Raw genomic sequence first — 15393 nt, 5'->3', positions numbered from 1 at the left:
ATAGGAGGGGAAATCATGGGCCGTCTGCATATCGGGATGATCTCCGTCATATCAGCATTGTCGCTGAGCCTGACCTCGGCTTTTGCCGCCTCGCCTGCGCCCGTCGAAGCCGAACACGGCATGGTCGTCACCGCCCAACATCTGGCGACCGATGTCGGCGTCGAGGTGCTGAAAGGTGGCGGCAACGCTGTCGATGCAGCGGTCGCCGTCGGTTACGCGCTGGCGGTCGTCTATCCCTCGGCCGGCAATCTCGGCGGCGGCGGCTTCATGACCATCCGCCTGAAGGATGGCACTAAGACCTTCCTCGATTTCCGCGAACGCGCGCCGCTTGCCGCCACCAAGACCATGTATCTCGACGCCAAGGGCGATATCGTGCCGCGTGCCAGCCTCGACGGTTATCTTGCCGTCGGCGTACCCGGCTCCGTCATGGGCTTCGAGACCGCGCGCGAGAAATACGGCAGCAAGTCGCGCGAAGAACTGATCGCGCCGGCGCTCCGCTTCGCCAGGGAAGGCTTCACGCTGGAACAGGGCGACGCCGCAAGTTTCGCCGCCTACGCCAAGCGCCTCGCCAAAGATGAAGCCGCGGCAAAGATCTTCCTGAAAGCGGACGGCAAACCTTATGCATCAGGCGAAAAACTCCAGCAGCCGGATCTTGCCACAGTCCTTGCAGGCATTTCCGAAAAAGGTCCCGACGCCTTCTACAAGTCGGCACCCGCCGAGGCGATCGTCAAGGCGAGCCAGGCCAAGGGCGGCATCCTCGCCAAGGAGGATTTTGAGCAATATGCCGTGCGCGAGCTGAAGCCGATCGAGTGCAATTACCGCGGCTACGACATCATCTCCTCGCCGCCGCCGTCTTCCGGCGGCGTCATCATCTGCGAGATCCTCAACGTTCTGGAAGGATATCCGCTTTCCTATCTCGGCTATAACTCGGCCGAAACCGTGCACATCATGGTCGAGGCGATGCGCTATGCCTATGTCGACCGCAATGCTGCACTCGGCGATCCCGATTTCGTTGAGAACCCGATCACAAAGCTGCTCGACAAGAAGTATGCTTTGGAGATCGCCGCCAAGATCGACCCTTACAAGGCCGGCACCTCGGCGAACCTGAAGCCGCTCGGCGGCAAGGAAAGCACCGAGACCACGCATTATTCGATCATCGACGACGAGGGCAATGCGGTCGCCGTCACCTATACACTGAATGGCTCCTTCGGTGCCGCGGTCGTAGCGCCCGGCACCGGTGTGCTGCTCAACAACGAGATGGACGATTTCACCTCCAAGCCCGGCGTGCCGAACCTCTACGGACTGGTGCAGGGCGAGGCCAATGCCATCGCCCCGAAGAAGACGCCGCTCTCCTCGATGAGCCCGACGATCGTTACCCGGGACGGCAAGCCTTTCATGGTCATCGGCAGCCCCGGCGGCTCGCGCATTATTACGATAACGCTGGAAGCAATCCTCAATGTCGTCGATTTCGGCATGGATATCAGTCAGGCGGTCAACGCCCCGCGTCTCCACCACCAATGGCAGCCCGACAAGGTCTTTCTCGAACCTTATGCACTTTCGCCGGATACGGAAAAGACACTCGCCGCCATGGGCTACAGTTTGGATGGCGGCAATGACACGCCGCAATGGGGCCAGGCCGCCGGCATCCTCGTCGGCGGCAAGAGCCTTGCCGCCATCGCTAAGGGCGGCGGCGCCCGGTATAACGGCGCCATGGACAGCCGCGCAACGGAAGGGTCTGCAAGCGGCTACTGACGCTTCGGGATCGCCTGATCAAACGGTCGGCGGAAGCGCAACGCGGCTCGAGAAGCAGCGGTGGCACCATTCATGTTACCGTGACAAAGTCGCCGTTCACAATTGGCCTGCCGCGCCCTATGCATGGGCGAACCCGCAAGCAGAAAGATTCCCGAATGGCCAGCATTGAAATGATTGTCGCAGCCCGCGCCCGTCTGCGCGGTCATGCAAGGCGCACGCCGCTTCTCTCCTCTCCTTTTTTGAATGAGATTGCCGGCCGGCGTCTGTTCGTGAAAGCGGAATGTCTGCAGCATTCCGGCTCGTTCAAGTTTCGCGGCGGCTGGTCGGCCGTCTCCGGCCTCGATGCTGCGGTGCGTTCGAAGGGCGTCATCGCCTTCTCCTCCGGCAACCACGCCCAGGGCGTTGCGCTTGCGGCCAAGCTGCACAATATCCCCTCCGTCATCATCATGCCGAGCGATGCGCCGAAGCTGAAGATTGCCAACACCCGCGCCTTCGGCGCCGAAGTGGTGCTCTACGACCGCGTCAATGAGGATCGCGACGAGATCGGCGCCAGGCTTTCGGCCGAGCGCGGCCTGACGCTGATCAAGCCCTTCGACGAACCGCTGGTCATCGCCGGTCAGGGCACGACCGGTCTCGAAATCTCCGAACAGGCGGAAGAGGAAGGCGTGACATCAGCCGAAGTTCTCGTTCCCTGCGGCGGCGGCGGATTGACCTCAGGCATTGCGCTCGCCCTCGAAGCGAGCGCCCCCGGCTTTCGCGTCCGCCCCTGCGAGCCCAAGGATTTCGACGACACCACCCGCTCGCTCGCCTCCGGCAAGATCGAACGCAACACGTCGGTATCAGGCTCGATCTGCGATGCAATCGTCACGCCGCAACCCGGCAATATCACTTTCCCGATCCTCAAGCGTCTCGCCGGCGCCGGCATCGTCGTCACCGACGAGGAGGCACTGCACGCCATGGCGCTCGCCTTCACACGGCTGAAGATCGTCGTCGAGCCCGGCGGCGCCGTGGCGCTTGCCGCCGCCCTCTTCCATGGCGACGCCCTGGAAAGCGACACGATCGTCGCCGTCACCTCGGGCGGCAATGTCGATGCCGATATCTTCGCCATGGCTCTGGAACGGTTCGGCTAAATATCGTTGCAAATGAACGCCGTTGACCATCCGCAGCAGTAGCAGCGGATGGTTTCTATCTTTTAAGGTCAGGCGATCTTGTAGCGTTTCGCCGGCACGCTGCGAGACAGGTTCGGCATCAGCGCCTCGCGCGCCTGCTCATAGGCGGCAAGCAGACCGGCATCCTCGAGCGACGGAATGGTCGCGAATTCGCCCTGCCCGAGGCCTGCGAGCGACGCATCGACCATATCCTCCGCCGACATCACGATCTCATTGGGCAGGTGTTCGACTGGCGTGCCGGCAATGCCCCAGAATTCCGTTGCCGTGGCACCGGGCAGAACTGCCTGGATGCGAATGTTCTTCTCCGCCAGCTCATGCTTCAGCGATTGGCTGAAGGCGAGCACGAAGGCTTTCGTACCGCCATAAACGCCGTTCAAGAGTTCCGGTGCGATCGCGACAATAGACGCAATGTTAATGATCGTACCGCCGCCACGCGCAACGAAGCCAGGAACAGCGGCATAGGTCAGCCGCATCAGCGCCGTGACGTTGAGTTCGATCATTTCCTGCATCTTGTCGACATCGGCGGCAAGCAGCGGCGCCGTCCCGCCGAAACCGGCATTGTTGACGAGAAGCGTGATGCTCCGATCTTCCTTCAGCACGCGTTCGACGCGAGCTAGGCCGGCCCTGTTGCCGAGATCGGCGACGACAGTCTCGACGGTCCGTCCGGTCTCATCACTCAACCGACTTGCCAGCGCCTGCAGCCGCTCGCCGTTGCGGGCGACGATGATGAGATCGTAACCCTGCTTCGCCAGCCTGTGGGCATAGATCGCGCCGATGCCCGAGGATGCGCCGGTTACCAGAGCCGTGCCCTTATGTTCCTGTGTCATGATCCGTCTCCATGAATACGCCGGCCCGATGCCCTGCGCTTGAGGAGAGTTTTACGTCCGATTGCGAATGTCTCAAATGTCATATATACCACCTTTCAGGACATAATCATTTCAGGACGCGATGGTCATGCAGCACGTCGGCTTTCTTCTCTATCCCGGCTTCCAGATCATGAGCCTGGCTGCCGTCTCGGCCTTCGAGTTCGCCAATATCGAACTCGAGGAAAAGGTTTACGAGGTCCACTATCTCTCCGAACATGGCGGGCCAATTGCCAACTCGCTTGGCATGGCGATGGAGACGGAGGCCTTTGGGGACCTAGCCCTCGACACGCTGATCGTGGCGGGAGCGCCCGGCATCAGGCTGCCGAATGCGGCGGAAACCGACTTCGTCCGCACCGCCTTGCCCGCCACACGTCGCCTGGCGTCGATCTGCACCGGCGCCTTCTTTCTTGCCGAAGCCGGCATCCTTGACGGACGCCGCGCAACGACGCACTGGTATGTCTCGCGCGAACTGCAAAGCCGCTATCCCAAAATAAAGATGGAGGAAGACCGGATCTTCATCATCGACGGTTCCGTCTGGACGTCCGCCGGCATGACGGCCGGTCTCGATCTGGCTTTGGCGATGGTCGAGAAGGATCACGGTATTGAAGTGGCGCGCGCCGTTGCCCGCATGCTTGTCGTCTATCACCGCCGCGCCGGTGGCCAGTCACAATTTTCCGCCCTTCTGGAACTGGAGCCCAAATCGGACCGCATCCAGAAGGCGCTCGCCCACGCCCGTAGCAATCTGAAATCGGCGCTTTCAGTCGAGGAGTTGGCGGAAGCGGCCCATCTTAGCCCCCGCCAGTTCAGCCGCGCCTTCCGCGCTGAAACCGGCCAATCGCCGGCCAAGGCCGTCGAGAACCTGCGGTTGGAAGCGGCCCGGCTGATGATGGAGCAGGGCCGCCACCCGATCGATGTCGTTGCCCGCGAAACAGGCTTTGCCGATCGCGAGCGCATGCGCCGCGCCTTTCTTCGCGCTTTCGGCCAGCCGCCGCAGGCAATTCGGCGCGCCGCCCTGCAGGAGCTGCAGATGTGATACATCCAGCCTGCGACGGCAGGACGCATCCTGTTCTCGTTACCGCTCTTGAAGCGCCCGGCGGATCGCCGTCTCGACCGGCGAATAGGCGCCGTCCTCCCGTTCGAGCCGAAGTGGTTCGGAAGGTGCAAGGCCCGGCTGCGCCATGAAACGGGGCTGCTTGCCGCGGTGCATCTGCGCTGCATGGATGAGGAACGGATGGCACAGATAGACCGTGCCAGCCCGTCCTGTCGCCAACGCCAGCGGCCGCTCCTCCCCGACATGCTCCAGCCAGAGGTGGGCCATCCCTGCATCGCCCGCCGGTTCCAGAAGGCGGGCGATATCCTTGTGCGAACCGACGCGAATGCGGGTCGGCGCGTCCTCCTCCCCGACATCTGAGAACAGGAAGAGCATCAACAGCGCCCGGCCGCGCGAGGTGATGTTCACCCGCCAGGCGGAAAAGTCCCGCTGCTCATCCGGATTGGAATCCTCGCCGGGATAGCTGAGGTCGACATGCCAACCGGCATCGCCTGGATCATCGCGATGGGGAAAGCGCACCGGGAAACTGCCAAGCCCATTGCGCGGCACCCAGCGTCCTTTGCCGACGAGCTGGTCGAAGGCCGAATGCAATACCTGCATGTTGACGGCTTTCTCGAAAGGCCCGCCGCCATAACCGGCAAGCCGCACGACGGGCTGCGTCCACGTCCTTGGATCATCCGCATCGAAAGGAATATCGCGCCACATGATGGCACGAGCTTCCATGGCCAATTCGCGGGGAAAAGCGTCGTCGATCCTGACGAAACCGTCATCGATGAATCGCTCGATCTGCGCGGCACTCAGTGCCGGCGGGTAGACATCTGCTGTCATGAAACATCTCTCTATCGCCAAACCTGCTGGCTCTTTCCTTGGCCAGATGCAGGGTGGTTACAGTTCACGGCAACGCACAGCCACGAAGGCTGTCAGCGGCCGCATCTTCTGATGCCCGAAGGCAGAGCCCTTAGAGGCTCATGAAGAAGACCGAAGCGATATTGAGGGTGAACATCTTCATAGCAGTTCGAGGCTACAGGCTTGCGCCCGAGGGGTCAATCCGGAGATGTCAAGCCGACACCTCGCGCAGCGCGCCATGCACCGACTGAAGCACGAGCTCGGCAAGCCGGGCGGCAGCCGGCTGCGGTTCGGCTTCCGCCCGATGCAGGACCAGACCGACCTTCGGCAAATCCGGCAGGCCGATCGTCTCCGGCGCCAGCGGCCGGACCTTCGCCGGCAGGCCGATCGGCGTGCGGATGGTGAGGCCGAGGCCTGCCGCTGTCGCGGCCCAGAGACCGCCGAGACTGGGACTGACGAAGGCGAGCCGCCAGGAAATGCCCGCCTCATCAAGTGCCTTGGTCGCTGCATTCCTCAGCAGGCACGGCGCCTCCAGCGAAGCGAGTGGCATCGGCTCGCCGCTTACGGCTTGCCAGCACGGCTGCCCCTCGGCAGGTCCGATCCAGCGCATCGGCACTTCGCCGACCCGCTCGCAATGCGCCGTCAGCGTGCCATCGCTCCAGGCAAGCGCCAGATCAAGCTTGCCCGAAGTGACGCGCTCGAGCAGCTCGGCATTGCGCACCACCCGCGCTTCAATGCGGACCTTCGGATGAGCGCGCGCAAAGCGGCCGAGCACATCAGGCAGCAGGCTCTCACCGAAATCCTCCTGCTGGCCGAGCCGCACCCAGCCTTCCAGCTCGACGCTGTTGACGGCTGCTGCCGCCTCGTCGTTGAGTTCCAGCAGCCGCCTGGCATAACCGAGCATCGTCTCGCCGGCATCGGTCAACGCCAGCCCGCGCCCCGCCTTGCGGAAGATCGGCGTACCCGCCTGCTCCTCCAGCTTCTTCAGCTGCGCGCTGACTGCAGAGGTCGAACGGCCGAGCCGCTCGGCCGCCTTGGCGAAATTGCCGAGTTCCATGCCGGTCGAAAAGGTTCGAAGCACGTCGAGATCGAAGGTCGTCCGTCGCATTGCATTATCCCGATTTTCAGGACCGTTTATCCATAAAATTCTGATTTTCAGCATCATCGTGCCGTGCGATGGTTCTGCTGTCAAGGCCGACCGCGGTCTGAACCATGGAGATCCCGATGCCCTTCGTTCGCATTTCCCTTCACAAAGGCAAGTCGCCGGACTACCTCATGGCACTGGCCGACAGCATCCAGCGCGCCCTGGTCGAGACCTTCGACGTGCCCGAAAACGACCGCTTCCAGGCCATTCATCAGCATGACGGGAACGAATTGATCTTCGACCGCAGCTATCTCGCCGGCCCGCGCTCGGACGACTTCGTCTATATCTCGATCACGATCGGCAGGCCTCGCACCGTCGAGACGAAGGCGGCGCTCTATCGGCGGCTCGCCGATCTCTTGGCGCAGTCACCGGGCCTCCGGCCCGAGGACGTGATGATCGTCATCAGCACCAGTACACCGGAAGACTGGTCCTTCGGCAATGGCATTGCCCAGATGACCGACCCCGACTGGCGGCTTCGTGCAATCGGAGATCGGCAATGATTGCCATGCAGTACAGCTTCACCCTGCCAGCCGATTACGACATGTCGATCATCGGCCGCCGCATCCGCGACAAGGGACCGTTGCTCGACGGCTTTCCCAATCTCGGCTTCAAAGCCTATCTCAGCGCCCGCAAGGGGGAGTTCGGCAGCCGCAACAATCTCTATGCGCCCTTCTATCTCTGGCAGAAGCCGGAAGGGTCAAGCGACTTCCTCTGTGGTCCGGGTTTCGAGGCTCTCACGCACGCCTTCGGCTGGCCGCGGGTGAGGACTTGGATCGTCTGGCGGTCGGAAGTTTCATCCGGCATCGCCGCAGCCAGGTTCGCCACACGCGATATCCTGCAAACCGAACCCTACGCACCGCTCGCCGACATTCGCCGTGTCGAAAGCGTGGCGGCCGAAGCCGACCTGGCAACAGGCGGCGCACTCGCCTCCGTCTCCGGCTTCGAACCGACGACATGGACGCGAATACGCTTCAAGCTATGGCGCGAGGTTCCCGAGATCGGCGCGCATACGCAGGCTTATCGCGTCGGCCACCTGTCCCTGCCTCGACCCAAGGCTCAAACGGTTGCCCGGCGATAGAATGCCAGCGAGCCGGCAAGCGCCAGCAGCGCGCCACCGCAGGCCCGCTCCAGCCACATTGCGCCGGAGGTTTTGAGGAAACGCACGGCCTGCGAACCGAAGAAGGCGTAGCCGAACATGATGAGGAAATCGAGCGCGGCAAAGACCAGCGCGAGCAACGTGTATTGCGTTACCTGCGACAGGGTCGGGTCGATGAACTGCGGCAGGAAGGCTGAGAAGAACAGGTAGCCCTTCGGATTGGTCGCCGCGACCATGAAGCTCTTCAGCCCGATCGAGAAGGGCGAAGTCGCGCCCGCAGGCGCTCCGGACTTCAACGCCGCATCGATCGTGCCCTTCGAGCGCAGCAACATGATGCCGAGAAAAGCGAGATAGGCGGCACCCGCCCATTTCAGCATCGAGAACCAGAATTCCGATGCAGCGAGCAGCGCACCGAGCCCGATCGCGACGGCGCCGATCAGCACGAAATCGGACAGCACCGCGCCGATCATGCCGGCAACTGCCCGGCGCAGGCCATGCCGAGAACCGTTGGTCAGCGCCAACAACACGGTTGGCCCGGGCGTCGCGATGCCGACAAAAGAAACGGCTGCAAAAGCCAGAAGCGTGACGATATCCATGATGCTCCTCCGAACCCGGAGCATGTCCAGCTCCAGGGAGCGAAACTTGCATGCGTCGCCAAGCTTGGCAATGCCAGTCCGTCAACGAAAAAGCCCGCCGCCTCTTCACGCAGCGGACTTTCGAAGGCATGCGATTGGATCAGACGCCGCTCTGGCCGTCGGAGCCGATATAGGCGATGCGGATCATGTTGGTGGCGCCGGGCGTGCCGAGCGGCACACCGGCTGAGATGATGATGCGGTCGCCCGGCTTGCCGAAGCCTTCGTCGGCGACGATGCGGCAGGCGCGGTTGACCATGTCGTCGAGATCGGTCGCGTCATGGGTGACGACGCAATGCAGGCCCCAGACGACGGCAAGACGGCGCGCCGTCTTGATGATCGGCGACAGCGCCAGGATCGGCACCTGCGGACGCTCGCGCGAGGCACGAAGGCCTGTCGTGCCCGACGAGGTGTAACAGACGATCGCCGACAGCTTCAGCGTTTCGGCGATCTGACGGGCGGCAAGCGAGATCGCATCGGCGCCGGTCGCTTCCGGCTGGGCACGCTGGGCATAGATGATGCCGGGATAATGCGGCTCACGCTCGATGGCGGTGGCAATCGACGCCATCGTCGTGACGGCTTCGACGGGATAATCGCCCGAGGCCGATTCGGCCGAGAGCATGACGGCATCCGCACCTTCGAAGACGGCGGTCGCGACGTCGGAAACTTCGGCGCGTGTCGGCACCGGCGCAGAGATCATCGATTCCAGCATCTGCGTGGCAACGACCACCGGCTTGCCCGAACGGCGGCAGGCACGGATCAGCTGCTTCTGGATGCCGGGAACCGATTCGAGCGGCATTTCGACGCCGAGATCGCCACGGGCGACCATCAATGCGTCTGACAGTTCGATGATTTCCTCGATGCGCTCGAGAGCCTGCGGCTTTTCGATCTTTGACATCAGGCCGACGCGGCCACGGGCGATCTTGCGCACTTCGGCAAGGTCGTCGGGACGCTGGACGAAGGAAAGCGCCACCCAGTCGACATCGTCGGTGGCAAGCACGGCGTCGAGGTCGGCGCGGTCCTTGTCCGTCAGCGCGCCAACGCCGAGCAGCGTGTCGGGAAGGCTGACGCCCTTGCGGTCGGAGATGCGCGTGCCCGAAATAACAGTCGTGACGATGCTCTTGCCGTCGCATTTTTCTGCGCGCAGCGCGAGCTTGCCGTCGTCGATCAGCAGACGATGGCCGGGCTGTACCGATTCCAGGATTTCGGGATGCGGCAGATAGACGCGGTTCTGATCGCCGAGCGCTTCGTTGTTGTCGAGGGTGAAGGTCTGGCCGGGCCTCAGGTCCACCTTGCCGTCGACGAACTTGCCGACACGCAGTTTCGGTCCCTGCAGGTCGGCGAGAATGCCGATCGGCCGGCCGGAGCGCGCTTCGACCGAGCGGATGCGCTGGATGAGCGTACGCATCATGTCGTGGCTCGCATGGCTCATATTGATGCGGAAGACATCCGCACCGGCCTGGTGCAGCTTCTCGATCATCGATTCCTCGGAGGAGGCTGGCCCGAGGGTGGCGAGGATTTTAACTTTGCGATTACGCTTCATCAATTCTGGCTTTCTTGCGTCCCTGGGGTGTCGGAGAGTTGAACCATCCAGCTACCCTGGCGGCCCGTATCATATTCCTTGAATCCCATTTTCTGGTAACCGCGGGCATAACAATCCTGCACACCCGCGATCTTGAATTCGTTTTCCGCAACGCACATCTGCACGTCACCCGTCCATCGTCCACCCCGGGCGGCGTCCTCTGCGTAGAGGTAATAATAGCGCGACTGCAATTCTCCCTCGATCAGCGTGGCGCAGGTCGTTGCCGGCACCTGCCACCAACCCTCCGTCACCCAGCCATCCTTGGCCCGGTATCCGATCGCGACGCCGACGAGATTCTGCGTTCCGTTGCAGACGCGAAAATCAGCGCGTGCGGCATCTGCGATGAAAAACGGCATGGCGGCTGCAAGAGCGAACAGAGCGAGACGGACCAGCGGTCCGGACCGCGTGAGGAAACTTGGCGCGGCTTGGATCAACACGGCTCCCAAATAGCTCCACGGTTATTCGTATCCGTGTCTTCTTGCGCCGCCGTCAAGCGAAAGTCAACGCAATGCTAATCGATTATATTTCCTTTCATAACCCATCCGTCGAGGGTCCGGTTCAACCTCTCCCTCGTGCCGCGCTTGAACCCGCCGCAGGCGCATGCGATCACTGCGCCCGACGGCGCAAATGACGAACGGCAATTCCTGATGGACGACTTCCAATCCTTCGAAATCCTATCCGGCAAACATGACAAAGGCATGGTGATCCTCGCAGATCACGCGATGAACCGCCTTCCCGCGCGATATGGCCGGCTCGGACTGCCCGACGCGGCCTTCGCCCGCCACATCGCCTATGACATCGGCATCGAGGGCCTGACGCGGCAGCTTTCGGAAAAACTCGGCGTTCCCGCCGTGCTCGGCGGCTTTTCGCGCCTGCTGATCGATCCGAATCGCGGCGAAGACGATCCGACGCTAATCATGAAGATCTCCGACGGCGCCGTCGTATCAGGCAATCATCCGATCACGCCGCAGGAATGGGACTACCGCATCGAAACCTTCCATCGCCCCTATCACCATGCCGTCGCCGCAACGATCGACAGCGTGGCGAATGCCACCGGCAGGGCGCCGCTGGTGCTGTCGCTGCACTCCTTCACGCCGGCCTGGAAAGGCATTCCCCGTCCCTGGCACGCCGCCGTACTCTGGGATAGCGACCATCGCGCCGTCGGCCCGCTGCTCGAGATGCTGCGCGCCGATCCCGATCTCGCCGTTGGCGACAACGAACCCTATGACGGCGCGCTGAAGGGCGATACCATGTACCGCCATTGCATGATCACAGGCATTCCGCATGCGCTGCTCGAGGTGCGCCAGGACCTGATCGGAGACGAGACCGGCATATCAGCATGGGCCGAACGCCTGGCGCCGATCTTTGCGGCGATGAATGCCGATCCCGCCTTGCACGGATACGACGTTCATCTGTCGCGCTCCGGCCCCTATTGAACGAAGGCCCCCATTTAACGAAAGGCCTCACTTTAACGAAAGGAAGCGAGATGACCGCGCTCAGCAAGGAACAACAGACCGAATTCGAAGCTGCCGCCTTCCGCCGCCTCGTCGCACATCTTCGCGAACGCAGCGACGTTCAGAACATCGATCTGATGAATCTGGCCGGCTTCTGCCGCAACTGCCTGTCGAACTGGTATCGCGAAGCCGCCGAGGCCGAAGGTGTCCCGGTTACCAGGGACGAATCGCGCGAGATGGTCTATGGCATGCCCTATGAGGACTGGAAGAATCTTCACCAGAACGAGGCCTCGCCAGTGCAAAAGACTGCTTTTGAACTGAACAATCCACACAAATAGCTTGGCTGGCCGCGAACAGGCTTGACCGTGGCGCCGCTTCGCGGCAGTCACTGGCATCCAAAATTGATCACCGAAAAACCAGGAGAACACGATGTCTGATGCTCATGGCGTCGCCCGCGATCAGCTTCGCGCTTTCATCGAGCGCATTGAACGGCTGGAAGAAGAAAAGAAGACCATCGCCGTCGACATCAAGGACGCCTATGGCGAGGCCAAGGGAATGGGCTGCTAAACCCCCGTGAATCGGCGTTTATACGTGTAGAATCAATGATTTGAAAGCAAAATACACGGCCGCGACGATATGCGCAAGCGCCTTCGACGGCCGGACCGACAAAGAGGAATTCAAAGCAAATGAGCGAGATCGAAACCAGCACCGAGAACGTCGCCGCCGCGGAGTTGCGCGCATTCATCGAGCGCATCGAGCGCCTTGAGGAGGAGAAGCAGACCATCGCCGACGACATCAAGGACGTGTTCGGGGAGGCGAAGGGCCGGGGTTACGATACAAAGGCGATGAAGACGATTATCCGGCTAAGGAAAAAAGACGCCAACGAGCGCATGGAGGAGGAGTCGATCCTGCAGACCTACATGAACGCTCTCGGCATGGAGTAACGATAGAACCGATGTCCGGAAGCGGCTGCTCGCTCAGCCGGTCGCTCTTCGTCGTCAGCGGCACGATGCAAAGGATTCAGCGGGCAGTCCATGGCAGGCGCATAGGCGCGCGGCCACCTCCGATGCCTGGGCGATGGTAGGCGGGCTTGCGCGGGTGCCTATCCTGAAAGGTTTGCTGAGTCCTTGACGTGCGCTCATCACGCCGCATTCCTTTCGACTGGAAGCGACGCCGGAGCATCGAACTGCAGCTCCGCAAGCCTTGCGTATGCGCCGCCCTGGCGAACGAGCGACGGATGCGTCCCTTCTTCGACTATTCGGCCTTCGTCCATGACGAGGATGCGATCAGCCTTGAGGACGGTGGCAAGCCGGTGTGCGATGACGATCGTCGTGCGATTCTCCATAAGCTCGTCGAGTCCCTTCTGCACCAGCATCTCGCTTTCGGCGTCGAGTGATGACGTGGCTTCGTCGAGAAGAAGGATCGGAGCGTCCTTCAGGACAGCTCTTGCGATCGCGATTCTCTGGCGCTGCCCGCCAGACAATGTAAGACCGCGCTCGCCTACGACCGTGCCGTATCCGTTGGGAAGAGCGGAGACAAAGTCATGCGCCTGCGCCCTGGCGGCGGCGGCCTCTATTTCTTCCGGGATGGCCTCCGGCCGGCCGATCGCTATGTTCTCCTTGATGGAGGAGGCGAAAATCGTGATGTCCTGAGGGACGATGGCCATCTGTTGCCGCACTTCTTCCGGAGAGAGAGTAGCGACGTCGCGACCGTCGATTGCGATCTTTCCATCGCCTACGCCGTAGAAGCCGAGAAGGACGGAGAATAGCGTGCTTTTACCAGAGCCCGATGCTCCGACCACGGCCACGGTTTCGCCCGGAGAGACCCGCATCGACAGTCCCCGCAAGACTTCACGATCTGGCGCACCCGGATAGGCGAAGCGCACGTCCTCGAATTCGATCCGACCCGCGACGGGCGTTCGCAGCGGCAGCGTCGCACCTGCTTCTGGCCGCCCGTCCTCTTCGTCCATCAGTTCGAATAGCCTGCCGGCCGCACCTGCCGCCTGTGCGAGCTCGCCCCAGACCTCCGAAAGCGAACCGAGCGATCCTGCCGCGATCACCGCGTAAAGAAGGAATTGCCCGAGATCTCCTGCGGTCATCGCGCCGGACAGCAGGTTCTGCGCTCCGATCCAAAGCACGCCGACGACGCTCGCAAAAACGAGGGCGATCGCGAAAGCCGTGAGGAAGGCTCTCGAGCGCGCGGCGCTCACCGAACTGGCATATGACGCCTCGATTTCGCGGACGTATTTGCGTTGAGCGGCTTCCTCACCGTTGAAGGCTTGTATAGTCCGGCTTCCTGCGACGATCTCGCTTGCAAAGGCCGACGCCTCGGCGAGCGCGTCCTGTGCGGACCTGGATTTTTGCCGGACTGACCGACCGAACACCACCAGGGGCACGACAATGAGCGGGATTGCTCCGACCGTGATTGAGGACAGGCCGGGACTTGTCACGAACATCATGGCAAGGGCGCCGACGCAGAGAATGGAGTTCCGAAGCGCGACGGAGGCAGCAAGGCTCACGGCGGACTTGATCTGCGCCGCATCGGCGGTGAGCCGCGACGAGACTTCGCCGGAGCGGTTCGCATCGAAGAAGCTTGCAGGAAGACGAACGACCTTTTGAAAGACCTGGAGACGAAGATCGCAGACCAGCCGCTCGCCAAGCGCGGCGACGAAATAGTATCTACAGGCGCTTGCGACGGCGAGAGCGATCGCCAGCACGACGAGCATGAGGAAGTAGTGGTCGACGAATGCGCCGTCGGTGCGGGCGAAACCCCGATCTATCAGACGCCGGACCGCTGTCGGCAGCGCGAGGGAGATGAGAGCGGCGGCCGTAAGGGAGACGACGGCGCCGGCCGCCAGCCACCGGTGGGCGCGCAGAAGAGGCGTCAGCTTTCCAAGTCCCGCTAGCGACCTGCGGGAGCGGTCTTCTCTCGCTGCGCCGAGGTCCGTAGCCTCCGTGCAACATGCAGGCGTATCGGCGAGGCGGTCGTGCTTGGCAATCATCAATGCCGTGAACTCCTGGTTTGCATCGACTGGTCTTTTCACCCCAATTCAGTGGTCAGTCTTTGATCGCGATCAACAACGGAGCGATCTTGATCTACTGGACTTCCTGCGTCGACCCGCACTGTGGCAGCGATGATATATGCCGAGAAACACGCCGGATCCGCTTTGGGAAATCGTCTGTCAGCATCACCGCTCTTCATCGATCCGGCGGAAAGCGCCTCGCCGAATACCGCCGGTTCCGGGGCCGTCTTGCGAGCGGCCCGTTCAATCGCCGCATGTATCGGCGTATCGCCAAGGGGTCACCTTGTCGGTTCGCGTCGGCATCTCACGGCCGAGATCTCCGCTATCTCAGGTCGATAGGTAGAGACGTTGAGCCCGATTGTTGGGATGCAGAGGAGCGATCATCGAAAAATCAGGCGACGTGCCTTGCCAGCGCGCAGCGCGACCAGAGCGAATGCAGCGCCTCGACCAGATGGGCGATATCGGCGTCGGAATGCAGCGGCGTCGGCGTAATGCGCAGGCGCTCGGTCTTCTTCGGCACTGTCGGATAGTTGATCGGCTGGACATAGACGCCGCAATTGTCGAGCAGCAGGTCGGAGATCCACTTGCACTTGGCCGCATCGCCGACCAGCACCGGCACGATATGGCTCGGATTGGGCATATGCGGAATGCCGCGCTGGTCGAGCAGTGCTCTCAGCTTGCGGACACGGTCCTGATGGCGGGCGCGCTCGAACTGGCTGACCTTCAGATGCTGGATCGAGGCGACGGCGCCGGCGGCAAGTGCTGGCGGCAGCGCCGTC

General features: G+C 62.2%; 16 protein-coding genes and 1 pseudogene. 9 read left to right on the top strand and 8 right to left on the bottom strand.

What is annotated here, in order from left to right:
• Nucleotides 1-15: 15 nt before the first annotated feature.
• Together ggt and RWK44_RS25065 are read left to right on the top strand one after the other, a co-directional pair.
• Nucleotides 16-1752, top strand: coding sequence for a gamma-glutamyltransferase (ggt, locus tag RWK44_RS25070; protein WP_316029539.1), 1737 nt, complete (start codon nucleotides 16-18; stop codon nucleotides 1750-1752).
• A 155-nt stretch (nucleotides 1753-1907) separates the two neighbouring features.
• On the top strand, nucleotides 1908-2882 hold the full coding sequence (locus RWK44_RS25065) for a threonine ammonia-lyase (protein WP_077979529.1): 975 nt from the start codon (nucleotides 1908-1910) through the stop codon (nucleotides 2880-2882).
• 68 nt (nucleotides 2883-2950) lie between these two features.
• On the opposite strand, the gene RWK44_RS25060 is transcribed toward RWK44_RS25065, so the two are convergent.
• The gene (locus RWK44_RS25060; protein WP_077979528.1) at nucleotides 2951-3748 is read right to left on the bottom strand and encodes an SDR family NAD(P)-dependent oxidoreductase; all 798 of its coding nucleotides are present in this window, start codon (nucleotides 3746-3748) and stop codon (nucleotides 2951-2953) included.
• Nucleotides 3749-3875: 127 nt separating this feature from the next.
• Here RWK44_RS25060 and RWK44_RS25055 point away from each other — a divergent pair, with 127 nt between their 5' ends.
• Nucleotides 3876-4820, top strand: coding sequence for a GlxA family transcriptional regulator (locus tag RWK44_RS25055; protein WP_132612274.1), 945 nt, complete (start codon nucleotides 3876-3878; stop codon nucleotides 4818-4820).
• A 39-nt stretch (nucleotides 4821-4859) separates the two neighbouring features.
• On the opposite strand, the gene RWK44_RS25050 is transcribed toward RWK44_RS25055, so the two are convergent.
• Both RWK44_RS25050 and RWK44_RS25045 read right to left on the bottom strand, forming a co-directional pair.
• Nucleotides 4860-5666, bottom strand: a complete 807-nt coding sequence (locus RWK44_RS25050) for a phytanoyl-CoA dioxygenase family protein (RefSeq protein WP_132612276.1) — start codon at nucleotides 5664-5666, stop codon at nucleotides 4860-4862.
• A 229-nt stretch (nucleotides 5667-5895) separates the two neighbouring features.
• The gene (locus RWK44_RS25045; RefSeq protein WP_316029538.1) at nucleotides 5896-6792 is read right to left on the bottom strand and encodes a LysR substrate-binding domain-containing protein; all 897 of its coding nucleotides are present in this window, start codon (nucleotides 6790-6792) and stop codon (nucleotides 5896-5898) included.
• Nucleotides 6793-6908: 116 nt separating this feature from the next.
• On the opposite strand from RWK44_RS25045, the gene RWK44_RS25040 reads away from it, so the two are divergent.
• Together RWK44_RS25040 and RWK44_RS25035 are read left to right on the top strand one after the other, a co-directional pair.
• Entirely contained in the window at nucleotides 6909-7328 is a 420-nt protein-coding gene (locus tag RWK44_RS25040; protein ID WP_168284274.1) for a tautomerase family protein, read from the top strand.
• Nucleotides 7325-7906, top strand: a complete 582-nt coding sequence (locus RWK44_RS25035) for a DUF4865 family protein (RefSeq protein WP_168284275.1) — start codon at nucleotides 7325-7327, stop codon at nucleotides 7904-7906. Before RWK44_RS25040 ends, RWK44_RS25035 begins: the two co-directional genes overlap by 4 nt.
• Here RWK44_RS25035 and RWK44_RS25030 read toward each other — a convergent pair.
• The 3 genes from RWK44_RS25030 to RWK44_RS25020 all read right to left on the bottom strand — a co-directional run bounded on the left by RWK44_RS25030 (nucleotide 7885) and on the right by RWK44_RS25020 (nucleotide 10584).
• A complete protein-coding gene (locus tag RWK44_RS25030; protein WP_077979523.1) occupies nucleotides 7885-8520 on the bottom strand; it encodes a LysE family translocator in 636 nt (211 codons plus the stop codon). The two genes, RWK44_RS25035 and RWK44_RS25030, sit on opposite strands and share 22 nt — an antisense overlap.
• Before the next feature lie 139 nt (nucleotides 8521-8659).
• Nucleotides 8660-10099, bottom strand: coding sequence for a pyruvate kinase (gene pyk, locus RWK44_RS25025; protein ID WP_020051592.1), 1440 nt, complete (start codon nucleotides 10097-10099; stop codon nucleotides 8660-8662).
• Nucleotides 10099-10584 carry a DUF1036 domain-containing protein gene (locus tag RWK44_RS25020; RefSeq protein WP_020051593.1) on the bottom strand — a complete coding sequence of 162 codons (486 nt, stop codon included), beginning with the start codon at nucleotides 10582-10584 and terminating at the stop codon, nucleotides 10099-10101. The genes pyk and RWK44_RS25020 overlap by 1 nt, the downstream gene beginning before the upstream one ends.
• A 201-nt stretch (nucleotides 10585-10785) precedes the next feature.
• Between RWK44_RS25020 and RWK44_RS25015 the strand changes: the two genes are divergently transcribed.
• The 4 genes and pseudogenes from RWK44_RS25015 to RWK44_RS25000 all read left to right on the top strand — a co-directional run bounded on the left by RWK44_RS25015 (nucleotide 10786) and on the right by RWK44_RS25000 (nucleotide 12536).
• Nucleotides 10786-11574: an N-formylglutamate amidohydrolase gene (locus RWK44_RS25015; protein ID WP_131665562.1), complete on the top strand. Its 789-nt coding sequence runs from the start codon at nucleotides 10786-10788 to the stop codon at nucleotides 11572-11574.
• Nucleotides 11575-11624: 50 nt separating this feature from the next.
• Nucleotides 11625-11930, top strand: a complete 306-nt coding sequence (locus tag RWK44_RS25010; RefSeq protein WP_168284276.1) for a DUF1244 domain-containing protein — start codon at nucleotides 11625-11627, stop codon at nucleotides 11928-11930.
• A gap of 91 nt (nucleotides 11931-12021) precedes the next feature.
• Nucleotides 12022-12153, top strand: a pseudogene (locus RWK44_RS25005) (GapR family DNA-binding domain-containing protein); the annotation flags it as partial.
• 125 nt (nucleotides 12154-12278) lie between these two features.
• Nucleotides 12279-12536 (top strand): DUF2312 domain-containing protein, encoded by a 258-nt coding sequence (locus tag RWK44_RS25000; protein WP_131665551.1) that lies wholly within the window; start codon nucleotides 12279-12281, stop codon nucleotides 12534-12536.
• 197 nt (nucleotides 12537-12733) lie between these two features.
• Here the strand turns inward: RWK44_RS25000 and RWK44_RS24995 are convergent, their stop codons facing one another.
• Together RWK44_RS24995 and RWK44_RS24990 are read right to left on the bottom strand one after the other, a co-directional pair.
• Entirely contained in the window at nucleotides 12734-14593 is a 1860-nt protein-coding gene (locus RWK44_RS24995; protein WP_131665552.1) for an ABC transporter transmembrane domain-containing protein, read from the bottom strand.
• Between the two features lie 412 nt (nucleotides 14594-15005).
• On the bottom strand, nucleotides 15006-15393 hold a 388-nt coding region (locus RWK44_RS24990; protein ID WP_316029537.1), incomplete at its 5' end, for an aminotransferase class I/II-fold pyridoxal phosphate-dependent enzyme.

Origin of the sequence: Rhizobium sp. 25PS6 (assembly GCF_032464655.1) — a bacterium.
Classification (GTDB): Bacteria; Pseudomonadota; Alphaproteobacteria; order Rhizobiales; family Rhizobiaceae; genus Rhizobium; species Rhizobium laguerreae.
Note: the sequence above shows the minus strand (reverse complement) of the source record. Positions and strands in the feature narration are given on the sequence as shown.

Bases quoted from the DNA above. Each gene is read 5' to 3' on its own strand.
- ggt (WP_316029539.1), top strand. From the start codon at position 16: ATGGGCCGTCTGCATATCGGGATGATCTCCGTCATATCAGCATTGTCG.
- RWK44_RS25065 (WP_077979529.1), top strand. From the start codon at position 1,908: ATGGCCAGCATTGAAATGATTGTCGCAGCCCGCGCCCGTCTGCGCGGT.
- RWK44_RS25060 (WP_077979528.1), bottom strand. From the start codon at position 3,748: ATGACACAGGAACATAAGGGCACGGCTCTGGTAACCGGCGCATCCTCG.
- RWK44_RS25055 (WP_132612274.1), top strand. From the start codon at position 3,876: ATGCAGCACGTCGGCTTTCTTCTCTATCCCGGCTTCCAGATCATGAGC.
- RWK44_RS25050 (WP_132612276.1), bottom strand. From the start codon at position 5,666: ATGACAGCAGATGTCTACCCGCCGGCACTGAGTGCCGCGCAGATCGAG.
- RWK44_RS25045 (WP_316029538.1), bottom strand. From the start codon at position 6,792: ATGCGACGGACGACCTTCGATCTCGACGTGCTTCGAACCTTTTCGACC.
- RWK44_RS25040 (WP_168284274.1), top strand. From the start codon at position 6,909: ATGCCCTTCGTTCGCATTTCCCTTCACAAAGGCAAGTCGCCGGACTAC.
- RWK44_RS25035 (WP_168284275.1), top strand. From the start codon at position 7,325: ATGATTGCCATGCAGTACAGCTTCACCCTGCCAGCCGATTACGACATG.
- RWK44_RS25030 (WP_077979523.1), bottom strand. From the start codon at position 8,520: ATGGATATCGTCACGCTTCTGGCTTTTGCAGCCGTTTCTTTTGTCGGC.
- pyk (WP_020051592.1), bottom strand. From the start codon at position 10,099: ATGAAGCGTAATCGCAAAGTTAAAATCCTCGCCACCCTCGGGCCAGCC.
- RWK44_RS25015 (WP_131665562.1), top strand. From the start codon at position 10,786: ATGGACGACTTCCAATCCTTCGAAATCCTATCCGGCAAACATGACAAA.
- RWK44_RS25010 (WP_168284276.1), top strand. From the start codon at position 11,625: ATGACCGCGCTCAGCAAGGAACAACAGACCGAATTCGAAGCTGCCGCC.
- RWK44_RS25000 (WP_131665551.1), top strand. From the start codon at position 12,279: ATGAGCGAGATCGAAACCAGCACCGAGAACGTCGCCGCCGCGGAGTTG.
- RWK44_RS24995 (WP_131665552.1), bottom strand. From the start codon at position 14,593: ATGATTGCCAAGCACGACCGCCTCGCCGATACGCCTGCATGTTGCACG.